General features: G+C 71.6%; 18 protein-coding genes. 13 read left to right on the forward strand and 5 right to left on the reverse strand.

The features are described 5' to 3' along the window. Nucleotides 1–11 precede the first annotated feature (11 nt). Complete coding sequence (gene dinB, locus KZC50_RS06910) at nucleotides 12–1,208, reverse strand: DNA polymerase IV (RefSeq protein WP_310891146.1); 1,197 nt, start codon at nucleotides 1,206–1,208, stop codon at nucleotides 12–14. 139 nt (nucleotides 1,209–1,347) lie between these two features. On the opposite strand from dinB, the gene KZC50_RS06915 reads away from it, so the two are divergent. Together KZC50_RS06915 and KZC50_RS06920 are read left to right on the forward strand one after the other, a co-directional pair. Beyond that, the gene (locus KZC50_RS06915) at nucleotides 1,348–1,668 is read left to right on the forward strand and encodes an ArsR/SmtB family transcription factor (RefSeq protein ID WP_310891147.1); all 321 of its coding nucleotides are present in this window, start codon (nucleotides 1,348–1,350) and stop codon (nucleotides 1,666–1,668) included. Then, entirely contained in the window at nucleotides 1,665–1,820 is a 156-nt protein-coding gene (locus tag KZC50_RS06920) for a zinc transporter permease (RefSeq protein ID WP_310891148.1), read from the forward strand. The genes KZC50_RS06915 and KZC50_RS06920 overlap by 4 nt, the downstream gene beginning before the upstream one ends. Nucleotides 1,821–1,827: 7 nt before the next feature. Here KZC50_RS06920 and KZC50_RS06925 read toward each other — a convergent pair whose 3' ends face one another. Further along, nucleotides 1,828–2,571 carry a DUF429 domain-containing protein gene (locus KZC50_RS06925; protein WP_310891149.1) on the reverse strand — a complete coding sequence of 248 codons (744 nt, stop codon included), beginning with the start codon at nucleotides 2,569–2,571 and terminating at the stop codon, nucleotides 1,828–1,830. 105 nt (nucleotides 2,572–2,676) lie between these two features. On the opposite strand from KZC50_RS06925, the gene KZC50_RS06930 reads away from it, so the two are divergent. Continuing rightward, entirely contained in the window at nucleotides 2,677–3,054 is a 378-nt protein-coding gene (locus tag KZC50_RS06930) for a TIGR02611 family protein (RefSeq protein WP_301135485.1), read from the forward strand. On the opposite strand, the gene KZC50_RS06935 is transcribed toward KZC50_RS06930, so the two are convergent. Continuing rightward, the gene (locus tag KZC50_RS06935) at nucleotides 3,033–4,391 is read right to left on the reverse strand and encodes an MFS transporter (RefSeq protein ID WP_310891546.1); all 1,359 of its coding nucleotides are present in this window, start codon (nucleotides 4,389–4,391) and stop codon (nucleotides 3,033–3,035) included. The two genes, KZC50_RS06930 and KZC50_RS06935, sit on opposite strands and share 22 nt — an antisense overlap. A 103-nt stretch (nucleotides 4,392–4,494) precedes the next feature. On the opposite strand from KZC50_RS06935, the gene KZC50_RS06940 reads away from it, so the two are divergent. The 5 genes from KZC50_RS06940 to KZC50_RS06960 all read left to right on the forward strand — a co-directional run bounded on the left by KZC50_RS06940 (nucleotide 4,495) and on the right by KZC50_RS06960 (nucleotide 12,313). Further along, nucleotides 4,495–5,298 (forward strand): DUF1206 domain-containing protein, encoded by an 804-nt coding sequence (locus KZC50_RS06940; RefSeq protein ID WP_236967300.1) that lies wholly within the window; start codon nucleotides 4,495–4,497, stop codon nucleotides 5,296–5,298. 74 nt (nucleotides 5,299–5,372) lie between these two features. Beyond that, complete coding sequence (glgX, locus tag KZC50_RS06945; protein WP_310891150.1) at nucleotides 5,373–7,589, forward strand: glycogen debranching protein GlgX; 2,217 nt, start codon at nucleotides 5,373–5,375, stop codon at nucleotides 7,587–7,589. 1 nt (nucleotide 7,590) lies between these two features. Next, on the forward strand, nucleotides 7,591–9,984 hold the full coding sequence (gene treY / locus KZC50_RS06950; protein WP_310891151.1) for a malto-oligosyltrehalose synthase: 2,394 nt from the start codon (nucleotides 7,591–7,593) through the stop codon (nucleotides 9,982–9,984). Next, nucleotides 9,981–11,735 carry a malto-oligosyltrehalose trehalohydrolase gene (gene treZ / locus KZC50_RS06955; protein ID WP_310891152.1) on the forward strand — a complete coding sequence of 585 codons (1,755 nt, stop codon included), beginning with the start codon at nucleotides 9,981–9,983 and terminating at the stop codon, nucleotides 11,733–11,735. Before treY ends, treZ begins: the two co-directional genes overlap by 4 nt. After that, nucleotides 11,732–12,313 (forward strand): DUF1349 domain-containing protein, encoded by a 582-nt coding sequence (locus KZC50_RS06960; RefSeq protein WP_301135476.1) that lies wholly within the window; start codon nucleotides 11,732–11,734, stop codon nucleotides 12,311–12,313. The genes treZ and KZC50_RS06960 overlap by 4 nt, the downstream gene beginning before the upstream one ends. A gap of 23 nt (nucleotides 12,314–12,336) precedes the next feature. Here the strand turns inward: KZC50_RS06960 and KZC50_RS06965 are convergent, their stop codons facing one another. Continuing rightward, nucleotides 12,337–13,206 (reverse strand): LacI family DNA-binding transcriptional regulator, encoded by an 870-nt coding sequence (locus tag KZC50_RS06965; RefSeq protein ID WP_310891153.1) that lies wholly within the window; start codon nucleotides 13,204–13,206, stop codon nucleotides 12,337–12,339. A 62-nt stretch (nucleotides 13,207–13,268) separates the two neighbouring features. Between KZC50_RS06965 and KZC50_RS06970 the strand changes: the two genes are divergently transcribed. The 4 genes from KZC50_RS06970 to KZC50_RS06985 all read left to right on the forward strand — a co-directional run bounded on the left by KZC50_RS06970 (nucleotide 13,269) and on the right by KZC50_RS06985 (nucleotide 16,591). Next, a complete protein-coding gene (locus tag KZC50_RS06970; RefSeq protein ID WP_375294587.1) occupies nucleotides 13,269–13,895 on the forward strand; it encodes an alpha-galactosidase in 627 nt (208 codons plus the stop codon). A gap of 285 nt (nucleotides 13,896–14,180) precedes the next feature. Next, a complete protein-coding gene (locus KZC50_RS06975) occupies nucleotides 14,181–14,384 on the forward strand; it encodes a cold-shock protein (RefSeq protein ID WP_053548991.1) in 204 nt (67 codons plus the stop codon). A gap of 127 nt (nucleotides 14,385–14,511) precedes the next feature. Beyond that, complete coding sequence (locus KZC50_RS06980) at nucleotides 14,512–15,639, forward strand: fatty acid desaturase family protein (protein ID WP_301135513.1); 1,128 nt, start codon at nucleotides 14,512–14,514, stop codon at nucleotides 15,637–15,639. A 22-nt stretch (nucleotides 15,640–15,661) separates the two neighbouring features. Then, a complete protein-coding gene (locus KZC50_RS06985; protein ID WP_236967306.1) occupies nucleotides 15,662–16,591 on the forward strand; it encodes an alpha/beta hydrolase in 930 nt (309 codons plus the stop codon). Here KZC50_RS06985 and KZC50_RS06990 read toward each other — a convergent pair. After that, on the reverse strand, nucleotides 16,571–17,416 hold the full coding sequence (locus tag KZC50_RS06990) for an NAD-dependent epimerase/dehydratase family protein (protein ID WP_310891154.1): 846 nt from the start codon (nucleotides 17,414–17,416) through the stop codon (nucleotides 16,571–16,573). The two genes, KZC50_RS06985 and KZC50_RS06990, sit on opposite strands and share 21 nt — an antisense overlap. Nucleotides 17,417–17,635: 219 nt before the next feature. Here KZC50_RS06990 and KZC50_RS06995 point away from each other — a divergent pair, with 219 nt between their 5' ends. Next, nucleotides 17,636–18,727 carry a PIG-L deacetylase family protein gene (locus tag KZC50_RS06995; protein WP_310891155.1) on the forward strand — a complete coding sequence of 364 codons (1,092 nt, stop codon included), beginning with the start codon at nucleotides 17,636–17,638 and terminating at the stop codon, nucleotides 18,725–18,727. Nucleotides 18,728–18,885 lie beyond the last annotated feature (158 nt).

Raw genomic sequence — 18,885 nt, forward strand, 5'->3', positions numbered from 1 at the left:
GGCATCCGACATCACTCGTGCTCGGGAAGCACCGGCGTCGACCACCCGGGGTCGCGTCCGAGCTGGTTCGCCCGCGCGACGGAGGACGCGCCGAAGCGATCGCGCACCGCATCGAGGAGCGTGTCGAGCCGCGCGCCGTCCTCCCAGTCGAGGGGGAGCTCGGGGGGAACGGCGTCGGCGCGCTCCAACTGCGAGAATGACACGCCGATCAGGGTGATGCCCCGGTCCGCGATCTCGGGCAGCGCCGACTCCATCAGCCCGCGCGCGACGTCGAGCAGGACCCACGTGCGGTCGGTCGGTGAGCGGAGGCTGCGCGAACGGGTCGCCTTCGCGAAGTCGCCGAATCGCAGCCGCAGCACGACGGTGCGGCTGGCGCGGTTGTGCTCGCGCAGCCTGCGGCCGAGCCGGTCGATGATCTGGGTGAGGATGAGGTCGAGCTCCTCGGGCGTGCGCGGGCGCGCGCCGAGGGCCCGCTGCGAACCGATCGACCCGCGACGCTTCGTCGCGTCGACCGGACGCGGATCGCGCAGCCGCGCCAGCGCATGCAGGTGTGCGCCCGCCGCCCTGCCGAGGAGCCGTTCCGCGGTCGCGGCTTCCAGATCGGCCAGTTCGCCGACGGTGTGGATGCCGAGACCGTGAAGTTTCGCAGCCGTCGCCTTCCCGACGCCCCACAGCCGCTCGACCGGCAGGGGCAGAAGGAACTCCTCCTCGCGATCCGGCTCGACCACGAGGAGACCGTCGGGCTTGCTGACGGCGCTGGCGACCTTCGCGAGGAACTTCGTGCGGGCTACGCCCACCGAGATGGGAAGTCCCGCCTCCGATCGCACCCGCTCGCGCAGCCGCGCGGCGATCTGCGCGGGCGTGCCGGCGATGCGACGGAGCCCGCCGACCTCGAGGAACGCTTCGTCGATCGACAGTCCCTCCACGAGCGGGGTCGTGTCGTGGAAGATCGCGAACACCGCTCGGCTCGCCGCCGAGTACGCCTCCATCCGGGGCGGCACGACCACGGCATCGGGACAGAGCTCCCGCGCCTGCCTCCCGCCCATCGCCGTCCGCACCCCGCGCGCCTTCGCTTCGTAGCTCGCGGCCAGCACCACGCCGCCGCCCACGATGACCGGCCTTCCGCGGAGCGCAGGTGCGTCGCGCTGCTCGACCGAGGCGTAGAACGCGTCGAGATCAGCGTGCAGCACCGTCGCCTCGCCCTGCATCCGCTCTCCCTCTCCGTGCCCGGATCGTCCCACGTGCCGGCGACATCGGAACCCGCGGGCCGCGCCCGATGACATCGACCATCGTTCTCAATTGCATGAATATATAGCGATTTGTTTATGCGTCGGGCATGATCGACGAGTGATCACAGAACCGGGGCTCGCCGAGGCCGCCCAGCTGTTCAAGGTTCTGGGCAGCGAGTCACGGCTCGGTCTTCTGCGCCTGATCGGCGCGGAGCCGCGGACGGTCGGGGTGCTGGTGGAGGCGACGGGAATGTCGCAGCCGCTGGTGTCCCAGCATCTGCGGACGCTCCGTCAGGTCGGACTGGTGACCACCAGCCGCACCGGCAGAGAGGTCACCTACGCCCTGGCCGACCGTCACGTCGCCCACGTGATCGAGGACGCGCTCGCGCACGTCCAAGAACCCCATCCCACCGATCAGCCCACGAGGAGCACACCATGAGCACGACAGAGACCCACGCCGAGCACACCGTCGCCGAGCACGCCCACGGTGCGGCCTGCGGGCACGAGACCGTCGCCCACGACGATCACGTCGACTACGTGCACGACGGCCACAAGCACGCGCCGCACGGCGACCACTACGACGAGCACTGAGCTCGGGTCACCCGCGCAGCACCTCGGCGAGGTCTCCGGCGGGGAGGGCGATCCATCCCTCCACCGCGGCGACCTCGCCGAGGTGTTCCGGCACGGGATGCGTCCGTCCACGACGGTGCGCGACCGTGGCGAGCGCGGCGATGAACGCGTCGAACGCGTCCGCGGACCGCGTCATCAGCTCCCGCTGGGGAGCGGTCGTCACGATCGGCGCCGCCGCCGCGAGGACGCGTTCCAGGGCCACGGCCCGCACGCCCGTGTCGACCTTGTACCGCGGCTCGAGCAGGCCCCACACCCGGAGCGACGCCGCCGGGTACACCTCGACGAAGCGTCCCGATCCGGCGCGGTCGACGTCCTCCCCGGCGCGCGCGAACCGGTCCAGCAGCACCGCGCACCGCATCGCCGTCAGGCCCAGGCGGTCGGTCGCGACGCTGAGCGGCCACCGCCCGGTCCTCCGGTGCACCTCCGCATCGGTCCGGCGGTAGGCGAGGGCGCGACGCCCGTCCTTCCCGACCGGCGCCACCGCCGGCATCCGCCCGTCCGCGTGGGCGCTGACGAACTCCACGAAGGCCACCGGCCAGCCGAAGGCGCAGTCGATCCCGACCCCGTCGGCACCGTCCGCGGCGGCGACGATCGCGTCGTCGTCCGCGCCGACCCGCAGGTCGACGAGTCGCAGGGTGCTCGGGCCGACCTCGAGCCGGGCGACGGCCGTCGCGGCGGGCTCGGCCGCGAGGTCGACACCCACGCAGATCACCCGCTCACCCTACGACGTACCCACGGGCGACGTCTCCGGCCCGCACACACGGGATCGTCAGTCAACACGCAGACGGTGCTCGACTGCGCTCGCTAACCTCTGTCCATGTCTGCGTCCTCGGCGTCCTTCGACGGCCCTTTCGAGAGGGAGATCCGCGACGACATCGCCCATGCGGAACGCAGCGGCAACGTCTGGAGCCGCTCCATGCGCCGGAGCCGCGCGTTCATCGCCCGGCATCCGCTCCTCCAGGTCGCGTACCGCATCGCGATCGGCGTCGTCGGCACCGCCGTCGCCGTCCTCGGGCTCATCCTCGTGCCTCTTCCCGGGCCCGGCTGGCTGGTCGTCTTCCTCGGGCTCGCGATCCTCGGCACCGAGTTCCACTGGGCCCGCCGCATCTCGCTCTGGGGCAAGCGCATGCTCGAGCGCTTCTGGACGTGGTGGCGGGCGCGCCGCGCCGCACGTCAGGCGCGCTCGACCGGCTGAGGGTTCCGGATGCCGAGGAGCGACGTGATCGCTCCCGCGAAGAACAGGGCCGCGGTGGCGATCGCCGCCCGGTGGAACCCGGTCGCATCCAGTGCGCCGCCGACGATCGCCGCCAGCACCGCGACCGCCATCAGTCCCGCGATCCGCGCGACGGCGTTGTTGACGGCGGAGGCGATCCCGGAGCGCTCGGTCGACACGGCGCCGAGGACGGCCGCGGTCAGCGGCGCGACGGTCGCCGACAACCCGAGCCCCATGAGCAGCATGCTCGGCAGCATCTGCCACGGGTACGAGAACGGCTCGCCGACGGTCAGCAGCAGCAGCGCCCCGATCCCCATGACGGCGGGGCCGAGCGTCATGAACCACCGCGGTCCGACCCGACCGCTCCACGCACCGAAGCGGGAGCTCAGCAGGATCATCAGCACCGTCACCGGGAGGCTCGCCAGCCCTGCGAGCGTGGCCGGGAAACCCACCTCCTGCTGCAGGTAGACCACCACGACGAACCCGTTGAGCGACAGTGCCGCGTAGACGAAGAAGGTCGCGACGTTCCCCGCGGTGAAGATGCGCGCGCGGAAAAGGTCCAGTGGAAGGATCGGCGCGCGCACGCGCCGCTGACGCAGCACGAAGGCGGTGAACAGCACCACTCCGAGCCCGCCGGGGATCCAGATCGCGGGTGAGGCGGCGCCGAGGTTCGGCTGCTCGATGAGCGCGAAGACGATCCCGGCGAGGCCGAGCGTGCACAGCACCGCCCCGAGGACGTCGATCGCGGCATCCGGTGCCCGGGTGTCGCGGAAATCGCCGCGCGCGAGGAGGACCAGGGTGACCGCGATCGGGACGACGTTGATGAGGAACGCCCACCGCCACGACGCGGTGTCGACGAAGACGCCCCCGATGACGGGGCCGGCGATCATCGCCGTGGTCGTCATGGCCGTCCACAGGCCGATCGCGCGGGCCTGCGCGGGCCCGCGGAAGTGTGCGGTGATCAGGGCGAGCGAGCTCGGGACGAGGAACGCGCCGGCCGCGCCCTGCACGGCCCGCGCGATGATCAGCACCTCCGAGGTCGGGGCCGCGGCGATCGCGATCGACGCGATGCCGAAGCCCCACAGGCCGATGCGGAGCACGAGCGTGCGTCCGAACGCGTCGCTGACCGATCCGGCGACGAGGATGAGCGCGCCGAGGGTGATGAGATACGCGTCGACCACCCACTGCTGGGTGGTGAGCCCGCCGCCGAGCTCGTCGCTGATGGCGGGGAGCGCGACGGTGGCGACGGTGGAGTCCAGGAACGCCACGAACGAGCCGAGCACCGCCACGGCGAGCACCGTCCGCTGCGTTCCGGTCATGCGGGCGGCGGAGTCTGTCACGCGCTCACGTTACGCCTCGACACCGTCGGCGTCCCGCGTCAACCCCCGATCCGCGTCGGCCCGGATCGCTATCGTCCCGAACATGAGTGCTTCGAAGGATGCCGCGCGCAAGGCCCAGGACTCCACCGCGTTCCGCGTCGCCGCCCGGGTCGGCTACGTGGTCCTCGGACTCCTCCACCTCGTCATCGGGGCGATCGCCATCTCGATCGCCACGGGAGCCGGTGGCGGCGAGGCCGATCAGAGCGGCGCGATGCAGCAGATCCGGGAGGCCCCCGCCGGGGTCTTCGCCCTGTGGGCGGTGGTCGTGGGGCTCGCGGCGCTCGCTGCCTGGCAGATCGCCGAGGCGCTGCTGGAGCGCGACCCCGACACGAAGAAGGCCTGGGCGCACCGGGTGAAGTACCTCGGCACCGCGGTGACCTACCTCGCGATCGGCTTCACCGCGGCCGTCTTCGCCGCCGGCGGCAGCTCCGACTCGGAGGACTCGGCATCCTCGTTCAGCCAGACGCTCATGGCGGCGCCGGCGGGGGTGTTCCTCGTGGGACTCGTGGGTCTCGTGATCCTCGGTATCGGCGTCGCGTTCGTCTTCCGCGGCGTGACGCGGAAGTTCGAGGAGAACCTCTCCCTCCCCGGGGGAGCCGCGCGAAAGGGCATCGTCGCCTTCGGCGTCGCCGGGTATGTGGCCAAGGGCATCGCGATCGGCGTCGCCGGCATCCTGTTCCTCGCCGCGGCGGTCACCCACGACCCGGAAGCCGCCGGCGGCCTGGACGCCGCGCTCAAGGCGCTGGTCGAGCTGCCGTTCGGCCCCGCGGTGCTGTGGGTCGTGGGAGTGGGACTGATCCTCTACGGCCTGTTCTCGATCGCCCGCGCCCGCTACGCGCGCATGTGAGCGACCGCCTACTCGGTGCCGCCCCCGCGGTCAAGGGCGGCGCGAGGGAGGCTACCTGGCCTAATCTGAGCGACGTGCAGACATGGCCTGGATCGAGCTACCCCCTGGGAGCGACCTTCGACGGGAACGGGACGAACTTCGCCCTGTTCAGTGAGGGCGCCGACAAAGTGGAATTGTGCCTCTTCGACGATGACGGGACGGAGACGCGCATCGAGCTGATCGACGTCGACGCATACGTCTGGCACGCCTACCTCCCCGAGGTGCGGCCGGGTCAGGTGTACGGATATCGCGTGCACGGTCCGTACGACCCGGAGAACGGGATGCGGTTCAACCCGAACAAGGTGCTGCTCGACCCGTACGCGAAGGCCGTGAACGGTCAGGTGGCGTGGGGGCAGTCTGTCTTCGGCTACAACTTCGGCGAGCCGGACTCGCGCAACGACGAGGACTCGGCCGCCGCCGCGATGAAGGGCGTGGTCGTGAACCCGTTCTTCGACTGGAGCGGCGACCGCCTGCCGAAGACCCCGTACGCCGAGTCCTTCATCTACGAGGCGCACGTCAAGGGCCTCACCGAGCTCCACCCCCTCGTGCCGGAAGAGCTCCGCGGCTCCTACAGCGGCATCGCCCACCCTGCCGTGATCGAGCACCTCCAGAAGCTCGGCGTCACCGCCATCGAGCTGATGCCCGTGCACCAGTTCGTCGACGACTCCACCCTTCAGGAGAAGGGGCTGTCCAACTACTGGGGCTACAACACGATCGCGTTCTTCGCCCCGCAGAACACCTACGCCTCCAGCGGTCAGCGCGGCGAGCAGGTGCAGGAGTTCAAGGCGATGGTGCGCGCGCTCCACGCCGCGGGCATCGAGGTCATCCTCGACGTCGTCTACAACCACACCGCGGAGGGCAACCACCTCGGTCCCACCCTGTCGATGCGCGGCATCGACAACGTCGCCTATTACAAGCTCGAGGACGACGACAAGCGGTACTACACCGACTACACGGGCACCGGCAACAGCCTCAACGCAGGCAACCCGCACGCCCTGCAGCTGATCATGGACTCGCTGCGGTACTGGGTGCTGGAGATGCACGTCGACGGCTTCCGGTTCGACCTCGCCTCGGTTCTGGCCCGCGAGTTCTACGACGTGGACCGCCTCGCGACCTTCTTCGAGCTCGTGCAGCAGGATCCGGTGGTCTCCCAGGTCAAGCTCATCGCGGAGCCGTGGGACGTCGGTCCCGGCGGCTACCAGGTGGGCAACTTCCCGCCGCAGTGGACGGAGTGGAACGGAAAGTACCGCGACACCGTCCGCGACTTCTGGCGAGGCGAGCCCTCGACCCTCGGTGAGTTCGCCTCGCGCCTGACCGGGTCCAGCGACCTGTACGCCCACTCCGGACGCTGGCCGGTCGCCTCGATCAACTTCGTCACCGCGCACGACGGCTTCACGCTGCGCGACCTGGTGTCGTACAACGAGAAGCACAACGACGCCAACGGCGAGGACGGACGCGACGGCGAGTCGCACAACCGTTCGTACAACTTCGGCGTCGAGGGCCCCACGGACGACCCCGACATCCTGGCGCTGCGCTCCCGGCAGCAGCGGAACTTCCTCAGCACGCTGCTCCTCAGCCAGGGGGTGCCGATGCTGTTGCACGGAGACGAGCTCGGCCGCACGCAGGGCGGCAACAACAACGGGTATGCGCAGGACAACGAGATCACCTGGGTGGATTGGGAGTCCGCCGACACCTCGCTGATCGATTTCACCGCGGCCCTCTCGCGCCTCCGCCGCCAGCATCCGACGTTCCGCCGCAGTCGCTTCTTCAACGGCGGCCCGGTCCGCTCGGAAGAGGGCGCCCCCGTCCCCGACGTGGTGTGGCTCCGTCCCGACGGGACCGTCATGCAGCCGGAGGACTGGGACTCCGGGTTCGGCCGCGCGGTCGGTGTGTACCTCAACGGCCACGGCATCCGCGAGCGCGACCGTCGTGGCGAGCCCATCACGGACGATCACTTCATCCTCTTCTTCAACGCCGGTGACGAGCCCGTCTCCGTCCGGCTGCCGAACGCGGACTACGGCGCGAGCTGGGACATCCTGGTCGACACCGCGGCGCGTCTGGCCGACGGCGGACCGGTGAAGCCGGAGGGCGAGATCGAGGTCGCCGAACGGTCGATGGTCGTCCTCCGCGAACACGCGGACTCCGACACCACCGTCGACCACGCCCTCTCGTCCGCGTTGAGCGCGGAGACGGCCACCTCGGCGATCCAGATCGTGCCGACGCCCGCACCCGCACCGAAACCGGAGCTGTGACATGAGGCGCGAGCCTGTCTCCACGTACCGACTGCAGATCCGCGCCTCTTTCGACCTGGATGCCGCGGCGCGCCGTGCGCGGTACCTCAGCGACCTCGGTGCGTCGTGGGCGTATCTGTCCCCGCTGCTGGCGGCGACGGACGGATCCGACCACGGCTACGACGTCGTCGACACCACGGCGATCGACCCGGCCCGCGGTGGAGCGGCGGGTCTGGACCGGTTCGCCGCCGCGGCGCGGGAGGCCGGGCTCGGCATCCTGATCGACATCGTCCCGAACCACATGGGGGTCTCCGCCCCGCGCGAGAACGCGTGGTGGTGGGATGTGCTCCGCCGCGGCGCGGAGTCGCCGCACGCGGCCGCCTTCGACGTGGACCCGCGCCTGAGCGGCGGGCGCGTGCGCCTGCCCGCCCTCGGCGGCCCCCTCGACGAGGTCCTCGCCGCAGGGGAGCTCACGCTCGATCGGACCCCCGCGGAGGACGCGCCCGACGGACTCCTGCGCTACTTCGAGAACGTCTTCCCGCTCGCGCCCGGTTCGCTGGACGCGGTGGAGGACTCCGATCTGACGGATGCCGACACCATCCGCGCGGTGCTCGCCCGGCAGCACTACGAGCTGATGTTCTGGCGTCGGGAGGCGGCAGAGCTCAACTACCGGCGCTTCTTCGCGGTGACCTCGCTCGCCGGCGTCCGGATCGAAGACCCTGCGGTGTTCGACGCGACCCACACCGAGATCCTGCGCTGGACGCGCGAGGGGCTCGCGGACGGTCTGCGGGTGGACCACCCGGACGGCCTCGCCGACCCGGGCGCCTACCTCGATCGCCTCGCCGGCGCGACCGGGGACGCGTACGTGCTCGTGGAGAAGATCCTCGAGCACGGCGAGACCCTGCCCGCATGGTGGGCCACTGACGGGACGACCGGATACGACGCGCTCGCCGAGATCGGACGGGTCCTGATCGACCCGGCGGGGGAAGCGGGCCTGGACGCGCTCGATGCGCGCCTGCGCGCCGACAGCGGCCTCCCCGCCCCGCTCGCCTGGCACGACCTCATCCACGACACCAAGCGGATGATCGCGGACACGATCCAGGTCGCCGAGATCCGCCGCCTCATCCGGCTCCTCCCCGACGACGTGCGTGCGGGGGCGGAGGAGCCGGTGCAGGACGCGCTCGCCGAGCTCCTGGCCTGCTTCCCGGTGTACCGCTCCTACCTCCCCGCCGGCCGCGAGCACCTCGACGCGGCCGCCGCGGAGAGCCGCGCACGCCGCCCCGACCTCGCGGCCGCCGTCGACGCCCTCGTACCCCTCTTGTCCGATCCGGCGAACGAGGTCGCGCGGCGCTTCCAGCAGACCACGGGCCCCGTCATGGCCAAGGGCGTCGAAGACACCGCGTTCTACCGGCACACCCGGCTCGGCCCGCTCACCGAGGTGGGCGGCGACCCGTCGCAGTTCTCGCTGTCGGTCGCGGAGTTCCACACCGCCCAGGCGGCGCGGCTCGCCGCGTGGCCGCACGCGATGACGACGCTGTCGACCCACGACACCAAACGGGGCGAGGACGTGCGCGCGCGTCTGAGCGTCCTCGCCGAGATGCCCGACCGCTGGGCGGATCAGCTCGCCGCATTCCAGCGCATCGGTTCGACGGGGCACGGGCCCTTCGACGCCCTGCTCTGGCAGGCGATCATCGGCGCGTGGCCGGCCTCCGCCGAGCGCCTCCACGCCTACGCCGAGAAGGCGGCGCGCGAGGCCGCCGAAGCCACCGGGTGGTGGGATCCGGATGCCGACTTCGAGAAGCGGATGCACGCCGTCATCGACGCCGCGACGGGGCCGGGTGCCTCCGAGGTGCAGGCATTCGTCGACGAGATCGCCGCCCCCGGCTGGGTGAACAGCCTCTCGCAGAAGGTGCTGCAGCTCGCCGGTCCCGGCGTCCCGGACGTGTACCAGGGGTCGGAGCTGTGGGAGACCTCTCTCGTCGACCCCGACAACCGTCGCCCGGTCGACTTCGATCTGCGCGCACGGATGCTCGCCGACCTCGACGCCGCGCCCGCGGAGCAGGTGCCGCCGATCGACGAGACGGGAGCTGCCAAGCTCCTCGTCACGTCCCGGACGCTGCGACTGCGTCGCGACCGCCCGGAGCTGTTCGACCACTACACGCCGATGACCGCGGTCGGGGCCGCGGCCGATCACCTCGTCGCGGCAGACCGCGGCGGGGCCGTCGTCGCCGCGACCCGCCTGCCCGTGGGTCTGGCCGCGCGCGGCGGGTGGGGCGACACCGTGCTGCTCCGCCGCCCGGTTCCGGCCGTCGACGCGTTCACCGGCCGCCGGTTCACCGCGGGCGAGATCGCCGTGGCGGACCTCTTCGCGCACTACCCCGTGGCTCTGCTCATCCGAGAGGACGATGACCGATGACCGTTGACCTGTGGGCTCCGCGTGCCTCCCGGGTGCGCCTGCGCCGGATCGGAACGGACGGCGCCCCCGGCGTCGACCTCGAGCTGGACGCCGCCACCGACGGATGGTGGCGGGCGGACGTCGAGCTCGCCGACGGGGAACGCTACGGCTTCGTGCTCGGCGACGGCGACGACCTCCGCCCCGACCCCCGCTCGCGTCGTCAGCCCGACGGCGTGCGCGCGGCATCCGCTCATGTGGATCTCGCGCAGCACACCTGGACGGATGCCGCCTGGACCGGGCGCCAGCTCGCGGGCGGACTCATCTACGAGCTGCACATCGGCACCTTCACGCCCGAGGGGACCCTGGACGCGGCGATCGCGAAGTTCCCGCACCTGCGCGACATCGGCGTCACCCACATCGAGCTCCTGCCCGTCAACGCCGTCAACGGCGTGCACAACTGGGGGTACGACGGGGTGCTCTGGTACGCCGTCCACGAGCCGTACGGCGGACCCGCCGCGTATCAGCGATTCGTCGACGCGGCGCACGCGGCAGGATTCGCGGTGATCCAGGACGTCGTCTACAACCACCTCGGCCCGAGCGGGAACTACCTGCCCGAGTTCGGTCCCTACCTCCGCGAGGGCAGCCGCAACACGTGGGGGGACTCGGTCAACCTCGACGAGGACGCCGTGCGGGCGTACATCGTCGAGAACGCGCTGATGTGGATGCGCGACATGCACGTCGACGGGCTGCGGCTGGATGCCGTCCACGCCCTCCTCGACGAGCGCGACGAGCACATCCTCGCCGAACTGGCGCGCCGCACCGACGCCCTGTCGGCGCACCTGGGGCGACCGCTGACGCTCATCGCCGAGTCCGACATGAACGACCCCACGCTGATCCTCCCGCGGGAGGCCGGCGGGTACGGCCTCACCGCGCAGTGGAGCGACGATTGGCACCACGCCGTCCACGTCGCCGTCAGCGGTGAGACCGTGGGCTACTACGAGGACTTCGCCGACCCCGAGGCGCTGCCGAAGGTCTGGAGTCGCGGCTTCTACCACGACGGCACGTACTCGTCCTTCCGAGGGCGCGATCACGGCAAGCCGATCCCCGCCGAGGTGCCGGCGTGGCGTCTGGTGACCTTCGCGCAGGATCACGACCAGATCGGCAACCGCGCGACGGGCGACCGTCTGTCGCAGAACCTCGACGACGACCGCCTGGCGATCGCCGCGGTGCTGACGCTCACCGCGCCGGGGACGCCGATGCTGTTCCAGGGCGAGGAGTGGGCGGCATCCACGCCGTGGCAGTTCTTCACCTCCCACCCCGAGCCCGAGCTCGGGGAGGCCACCGCGAAGGGCCGGATCGCCGAGTTCGCCGAGATGGGCTGGGACGAATCCGTCGTTCCGGATCCGCAGGATCCCGAGACGTTCACACGATCGAAGCTGAACTGGGACGAGGTGACCACCGGACGGCACGTGCGCCTGCTGTCGCTCTACCGCGAGCTCGCACGCCTCCGCCGCGAGGTGCCCGAGCTGACCGACCCGGCGTGGCCGGACGCCGGGCAGCGCGAGGTCGCGGGCGGCCGCGTGTACCGCCTCGACCGCGGCGCCGTCACAGTGTGGGTCAACGTGTCGGAGGCCGACGTGACGGTGGAGACGGATGCCGCGTCCGAGGTCCTCCTCGCCACCGACCCCGCGACCGCGGTGATTCCGGCGGGGCTCCGCCTCCCGGCCGTCTCGGCGACCATCGTGCGGGCGGCGGGCGAGGGCGCGCGATGAGCCGCTCCTGGTCCGACGGGACGTGGACGCACGAGCCGGCGGCGGTGGAGGAGGTCGGGGGAGACCTCGTCGTCACCGCGGTGGAGGGGAGCGACGCCTGGCGGCACACCTCCTACGGGTTCGTGCACGACACCGAGCACGCGCTCCTCGCCCCGTTCGCGATCGACACGGCGGTCGAGGTCGAGTTCACCGCGGCGTTCTCCGGGGAGTTCGACCAGGCGGGGATCTTCGTCCGCGCCGGGGACGAGCACTGGATCAAGGCGGGCGTGGAGTTCGCCGACGGTGTGCCCGGCGTCGGCGCCGTGGTCACCGACATCCGCTCGGACTGGTCGATCGCACCCGTTCCGGACTGGACGGACCGGCGGATCACCGTGCGGGTGAGCTGGACGGGCGACGCCCTCACCGTCCGCGCGGCACCGACGGGCGAGCCGTTGCGCCTCGTGCGGGTGCTGCCCTTTCTTCCCGCCGACCCCGGCGCGGTGGGAGCGGGGCCGATGGTGTGCGGTCCGACGCGCGCGGGCCTGCGCGTGCCGTTCCACGCCTGGCGGGTGACGGACGCCGACGCGTCCCTGCACTGATCCACCAGGAGTGAGCGCGGTCCTCAGGCGGATTCGCGCCAGACGACGGGGCAGTCGAGCATGATCGGGGTCTCGATGCGCTCGCCGCGCAGCTGGGCCAGCACGGCCTTCGCCGCGGCGCGCCCCAGCTCCCCGGCGGGCTGGTGGATCGTCGACAGCGGCGGATCGCACCGCAGAGCCCACGAGCTGTCGTCGAATCCGACGATCCCGACGTCCTCCGGCACGCGGCGCCCGGCCTCCCGGAGCGCCTCGAGGGCACCCGCGGCGACCGCGTCGCTCGAGGCGAAGACCCCGTCGATGTCCGGCATCCGCTCGAGGAGTCGACGCATGCCCTCCCGCCCGTCGGCGACGGAGTAGAACGGCACGCTCTCCACGCGCTGAGGGTCGAAGTCCGCGCCCAGGGCGTCGACGAATCCCGCGAGGCGGTCGGCCCCCGAATCGCGGTCGAGCGCGGCGGCGATCATCCCGATCTTCGTGCGCCCGGTGTCGGCGAGCCGGCGGGTGATCTCGCGGGCGGCACCCCGGTTGTCGATCGCGACGTAGGGCGCGTCCCCGATGTCGCGGGGGTGGCCGACGAATGCGGCGGGCAGGCCCAGATCGCGCACGGCGCGGGTGATCGGGCCGCCGACACGCGCCGAGACGATGATGACCCCGTCGATGAGGCCGCCGCTGAGGTAGCGGGCGAGGCGCTCGACGTCGCGGGGCGTGTCGGCGATGAGGAACGACAGCTGGTAGTCCTCCTCCGACAGCGCCGCCTCGATCGCCTCGCGGGCCTCGTCGGACACGTACGGCTGGCCGTTGAGCACCCGGCTCACGGTGCCGCGCGAGACCCCCGCCTCGAGGGCGACGTCTTTGACGGTGGCTCGACGGCGCCGCTCCGTGGTGGTCTCCATGACACCCCGGCGTCGAGATCGAGTCGTGCGCATCGGGAGGCGCCCGCATCGACCTCGGCATCCTGCGCCGCACCGACCGCTTCTGGACGAGCGACACCAACGACCCGCTGGAGCGGCAGCGGATACAGCGCTGGACCGGCATCCTGATCCCGCCGGAGCTCCTCGGCTCGCACGTCGGCGACGAACGCGCGCACACGACCGGGCGGACCGCGACGATGGCGTTCCGCCTGGCGACCGCGCTGTTCCTGCACGCCGGGATCGAGTCGGACATCTCCCGGCTCGCGGATGCTGATCTCGATGCGCTGACGGCATGGACCGAGGTGTACCGCCGCCACCGCGCGCTGCTGCACGGGGGGCGCGTCATCCGCGTCGACGACGTCGATGACGCTGTCCTCCAGCACGGCGTCATCGCCCCGGACGCTCGGGAGGCGCTGTTCTCCTACGCGCTGCTCGGATCGACGGATGCCGCGCTGCCGCCGCCCGCCCGGATGCCGGGGCTCGAGCCGGAGACGAGGTACCGCGTCGAGGTGCTCGATCTCGGCGCGGCTCCCCGCGTGCTGCAGGACGCTCCGCCGCCCTGGCTCGCCGACGGCGTCGTCCTCCGCGGCGCGATGCTCGCGGACGGCGTCCTGCCGATGCCGCTGCTCGCCCCGGGCAACGCCGTCATCCTTCACGCCCGCGCCGTCTGACGGGAACCCGTCGCGGCGGGAGCATGGGAACCGGATGCGGCCGGGACGGCTCGGGCGTGCTAGCCTGGGCCGACCCCGGCTCTCGGGGTTCCATCGTCGCCGAACCCTCTGCGCTCACGGCGGAGCTGCGGAGTCTGGGCCGCATCACGCGGCATCACCGCCGTCCTCATCCGGATCACGTCGCTCGCTCGACGGTCTCGGATCCCACCTCGTCCGTCCCGATCCGTCGGAACGGCGTCCATGGTCGCATACGCGGCTTGCACAAAAAGAAAAAGGAAAGACACGATGGCCACTGGCACCGTGAAATGGTTCAACTCCGAAAAGGGCTACGGCTTCATCGCTCCCGATGACGGCTCCGCCGACCTGTTCGCGCACTACAGCGCGATCACCACGTCCGGCTTCAAGGAGCTGCGCGAAGACCAGAAGGTCGAGTTCGACGCGGAGCGCGGGCCCAAGGGCATGCAGGCCGCGAACATCCGGCCTCTCTGATCCTCCCCGCCGACCGGATGACCTCCGGTCGGCGGTCCACTGTATGCCGGGTCGCGTATAGCACCCGGCATACAGTGGGCCACACAGCGATCGGCACCCGCCTTTGGCTTCCGGCCCCCGGGTCCCGATCGAAAGAGCAGGTGCTCTCATCGTCGCCACCGTCCTCGAGCCCAAGCTCGGACCTGTTCGTCAGACGTACTCCCGCACCGAAGACTTCCCGCAGCTGACCCGCGCGTTCACCGACGTGTCGCAGGTCGTGCGCGAAAGCGGCCTCCTGCGCCGCACCCCCTGGTTCTACGCCCTCACCGGCAGCCTCGTCGCCCTCGGCTTCGCCGCCTGCGTCGCCGGTCTCCTCCTCCTCGGGGACAGCTGGTTCACGCTGCTCATCGCCGCCGCGCTCGGCATCCTGTACACGCAGGTGGCGTTCCTCTCGCACGAAGCCGCGCACAAGCAGATCCTCTCTTCCGGGCCCGCGAACGACCGACTCGCCCGTCTCCTCGGCAACGGCATCGTCGGCATGAGCTACTCGTGGTGGACCACGAAGCACACGCGCCACCACGCCAACCCGAACCGCGTCGGCAAAGACCCCGACATCGAGATCGACACGATCTCCTTCCTCGACGAGGATGCCGCGTCCGCGCGGGGTCTCCGCCGGGCGATCACCCGCCGCCAGGGATGGCTGTTCTTCCCCCTCCTGACGCTCGAGGGCCTGAACCTCCACGCCATCGCGTTCGGCCACGTCTTCGGGCGCGGACCGGTCAAGAACCGCGCGGCCGAGATCAGCCTCCTCCTCCTGCGCTTCGCCGTCTTCGTGGTGCCGATCTTCTTCCTCCTCCCGCTCGGCATGGCCTTCGCCTTCCTGGGCGTGCAGCTCGCGGTCTTCGGCGTGTACATGGGAGCCTCCTTCGCTCCGAACCACAAGGGCATGGCCGTGATCGCCCCCGACGCGAAGCTCGACTTCTTCTCCAAGCAGGTGCGCACCTCCCGGAACATCGCCGGCGGCTGGTGGGCCACATGGCTCATGGGCGGACTCAACTACCAGATCGAGCACCACCTGTTCCCGAACATGCCGCGCCCGCACCTCTCCAAGGCCCGCGAGATCGTCATCGAGCAGTGCCGCACCCTCGACGTGCCGTACACCGAGACGACGCTGCTGCGCTCGTACGCGATCGTGATCGACTACCTCAACCGCGTCGGCCTCGCCGCCCGCGACCCCTTCGACTGCCCGGTGGTCGCCGTCCACCGTCGCGCCTAGGCGGCCCGGGCTCGCCCGGACCGTGGACGACGCGCGGATAGACCCCTCCTTCCACGGCGTCGCCACGGCGCGCGCACTCGATGTGCGCAAGCGGCCGGTCCGCTGGCTCCTCGGCCATGTGCCCAGCCGGGTGCCGCCGGCTCTCGCGCGGACGGTGTCGGTCCGTGCGGTGCGCGAGGCCGGCGTGCAGTACCGGCTCTACCGTCCGCACACGCGGCGGTCGTCCGCGGCCCTCGTGTGGATCCACGGGGGCGGGCTCGTCACCGGGTCGCCCCGCCAGGACGACCGGTTCTGCGCGCTCGTCGCGGCGACCCTGCGGATCACCGTCGTCTCGGCCGGCTACCGGCTCGCCCCCCGGCATCCGTTCCCCGCCGCGCTCGATGACGTGCACGCGGTCTGGATGCGCACCGTCGCCACGGCACGGGCCCGCGACCTCGACCCGTCGCGCATCGCCCTCGGTGGCGTGAGCGCGGGCGGCGGGCTCGCCGCGGCCCTCACGCAGCGACTCCGCGACGAAGGCGGGATCGCGCCGGCCGCACAGCTGCTGATCGCACCCATGCTGGACGCGCGGACGGCCGCAGACCGCACCCTCGACGCCGTCGCCCACCCCGTCTGGAACAACACCTCCAACCGGTTCGGCTGGGGGTCCTACCTCGGCGAGGCCCTCGCGTGCCCCCCGCCGTACGCCGTCCCCGCCCAGCGCGGAGACCTCGCGGAACTCCCTCCGGCGTGGATCGGCGTCGGCGACATCGACCTCTTCCACGACGAGGACGCCGCCTACGCCCGGCGCCTGCGCGCCGCAGGGGTGGATGCTCAGCTCCGCGTCGTGCCCGGGGCTCCGCACGGGTTCGACACGCTCTTCCCCGAGGCCCCGGCATCCGTCGCGTTCCGTCGCGAAGCCCTCACGTGGCTCGGCGGTGCGCTGGGAGTCCTAGACCTCGTCGCGCCATGAGTGCTGCGGAGCGTAGCCCAGCAGGCGACGCGCCTTGTCGATCGAGAGCAGGGTCTCGTTCGTCCCCACCTCGCCCCGGCGCGGGACGCCGGGGAAGACCTCGTCCAGCAGCTCGCCGTTCGGGCGGGTCATGACGGTGTCCGCCGCCGCGATGATGAACGTGTCGAAGCCCACCGGCGCCGACGTGAGCGCCCGCTCGACCGCCTGTGCGCCGTCGCGCGCGTCGATGTAGCCCCAGAGGTTCCACTTCCGGATGCCGGCATCCGCGTCGAAGGACGGGAAGGCGGCGTAGTCCTCGGGGACCATGACGTTCGAGAAGCGCAGGGCCGTGATGGACAGGTCGGGGTGCCAGCGGACGAGCTCGTCGGCCATCCGCTCCTCGAGCGTCTTCACGAGCGAGTAGACGCTCTCCGGCCGCGGCGCGTACTCCTCGTCCACTGGGACGTAGGGCGGGGGGACGTCGAAGGGCAGGCCGAGGACCGTCTCGCTCGACGCGTACACGATGCGACGGATGCCGAGCCGCACCGCAGCCCAGAACACGTTGAACGTGGCGGTCATGTTGTTGTGGAACGTCGCGACCTCGCTCCGCAGGCCCGGCGCGGGGATCGCCCCGAGGTGGACGACCGCGTCCACGCCGTCCCCACGATCGCCGAGCCCGGCGAACGCGTCGACGACCTGGCCGTAGTCGGTGAGGTCGACCTGGAGGAAGCCGGGGGCGCGGGTCCCCGCGACATCCATCCCGATGACATCGTGGCCCGCGGCGCGCAGCTCGCGAGCGACGACGGTGCCGAGTTTTCCGCTGGATCCGGTGAGGGCGATACGCATGGGATCAGCCTCGCATGTCCGCCGCCCGGGGGGATCCACCGCGTCGATGTGAGCCCCTGCGCGTCGTTCGTGTCATAATCAGGCGCGCGCGGGCACGGGGGTGATCCGGCGCAGACAGGACTGGGGGACGGTCACGTGGGGGATCGGCGCGCGATGGACGCGCGCGAACAAGGGCGTCGTGCGCGCCCGAGGGCGCGTGGACGGGCACGGAATGCCGTGGTGGCGGTTCTGACGATCGCCGCGGTGGTCGGGCTCAGCAGTGCGGGCGGCGCGGCACTCGCCGGGTTCCTGGTGACCTCGACCGACCGTCTCGGTGTGAGCACCTCCGCCGGGGCGTCCGGCGTGTCCGGTACCCCGACGGCCTCGTCGCCGCCGGAGACGCCGTCGCCGGCGGCCACGCTCCCCGTTCCCGACACCACTGAGACCCCCGTCGCCGAGCCCGTCGCACCCGAGCCGGAGCCGGCCCCGCCGCCCGTCTCGCCCGCCGACACCCCGTGCGACACGGGCGTGACGATGTCGGTGTGGGCGCACTACGACGACGATCTGCTGTTCATGAATCCGCGTCTCCTCGAGGCGTTCGACGCCGGGCGGTGCGTGCGGACCGTGTTCCTCACCGGGTCGGATGCCGGGCGCGGCGAGCACTACGCCAAGGGCCGTGAGCTCGGCATCCTGCGCGCGTACAACACCATGCGGGGCGCGCAGGGGTTCTGGGCCGAGCACCGCGTGACGCTGAACTCGGGCGTCGAGATCAGTCAGTGGTCGCCGGAGGATGATCCGGACATCACCGTGGTGTTCCTGCGCCTCCCCGACGGAGCGCTGAACGGCGGCGGATTCCGCGCGACCGGGTTCGTCACGCTGCCGGCCCTGGTCTCGGGGGCGCTCGCGTCGCTCGCGCCCATCGACGGCGGGACCCCGCTGACCCTCGACGCGCTGACCTCGTCGCTGTCGGAGCTGATCGTCGCCTACCGCGTCGATCAGCTGTACACCCATGTGCCGCAGGGCACCGAGTGGGCCGGCGGCGACCACCCCGACCACTCGGCGACCGGCACGGTCACCCGCGCCGCGTGGCAGGCGATCGGCTTCCCCGCCGACCGTGTCAGCTACGCGGTCGGCTACCGCACCCAGGACCTGCCGGCGAACCTCTCCGGCGACCTGCTGGCGCGCAAGGTGGACGCGTTCCGGGTGTACGCGGCGCAGGATTCGGTCGTCTCGTGCGCGTCGGCGCAGGCGTGCCTGGCCAAGCCGAAGTTCGGTGTGTGGCTGCAGCGGCAGTACGCCAAGACCGAGGCCGAGCTCTTCCCCGCCGGCTGACCCGCCTCCCGCGCCGCTGGCGCTGCGTACCGAACTCCTCGATCCCGGCCGGAAACGGCCGAATCCGGGCCCGCAGGGGCCAACCGGGGCCGCATCAGAGGAGTTCGGCCCGCGGCGAAATCCGGCGGAACTGCATCCGACCCCCTGCGCGCGCCGGA

Origin of the sequence: Microbacterium aurantiacum, from assembly GCF_031625015.1 — a bacterium.
GTDB lineage: Bacteria > Actinomycetota > Actinomycetes > Actinomycetales > Microbacteriaceae > Microbacterium > Microbacterium aurantiacum.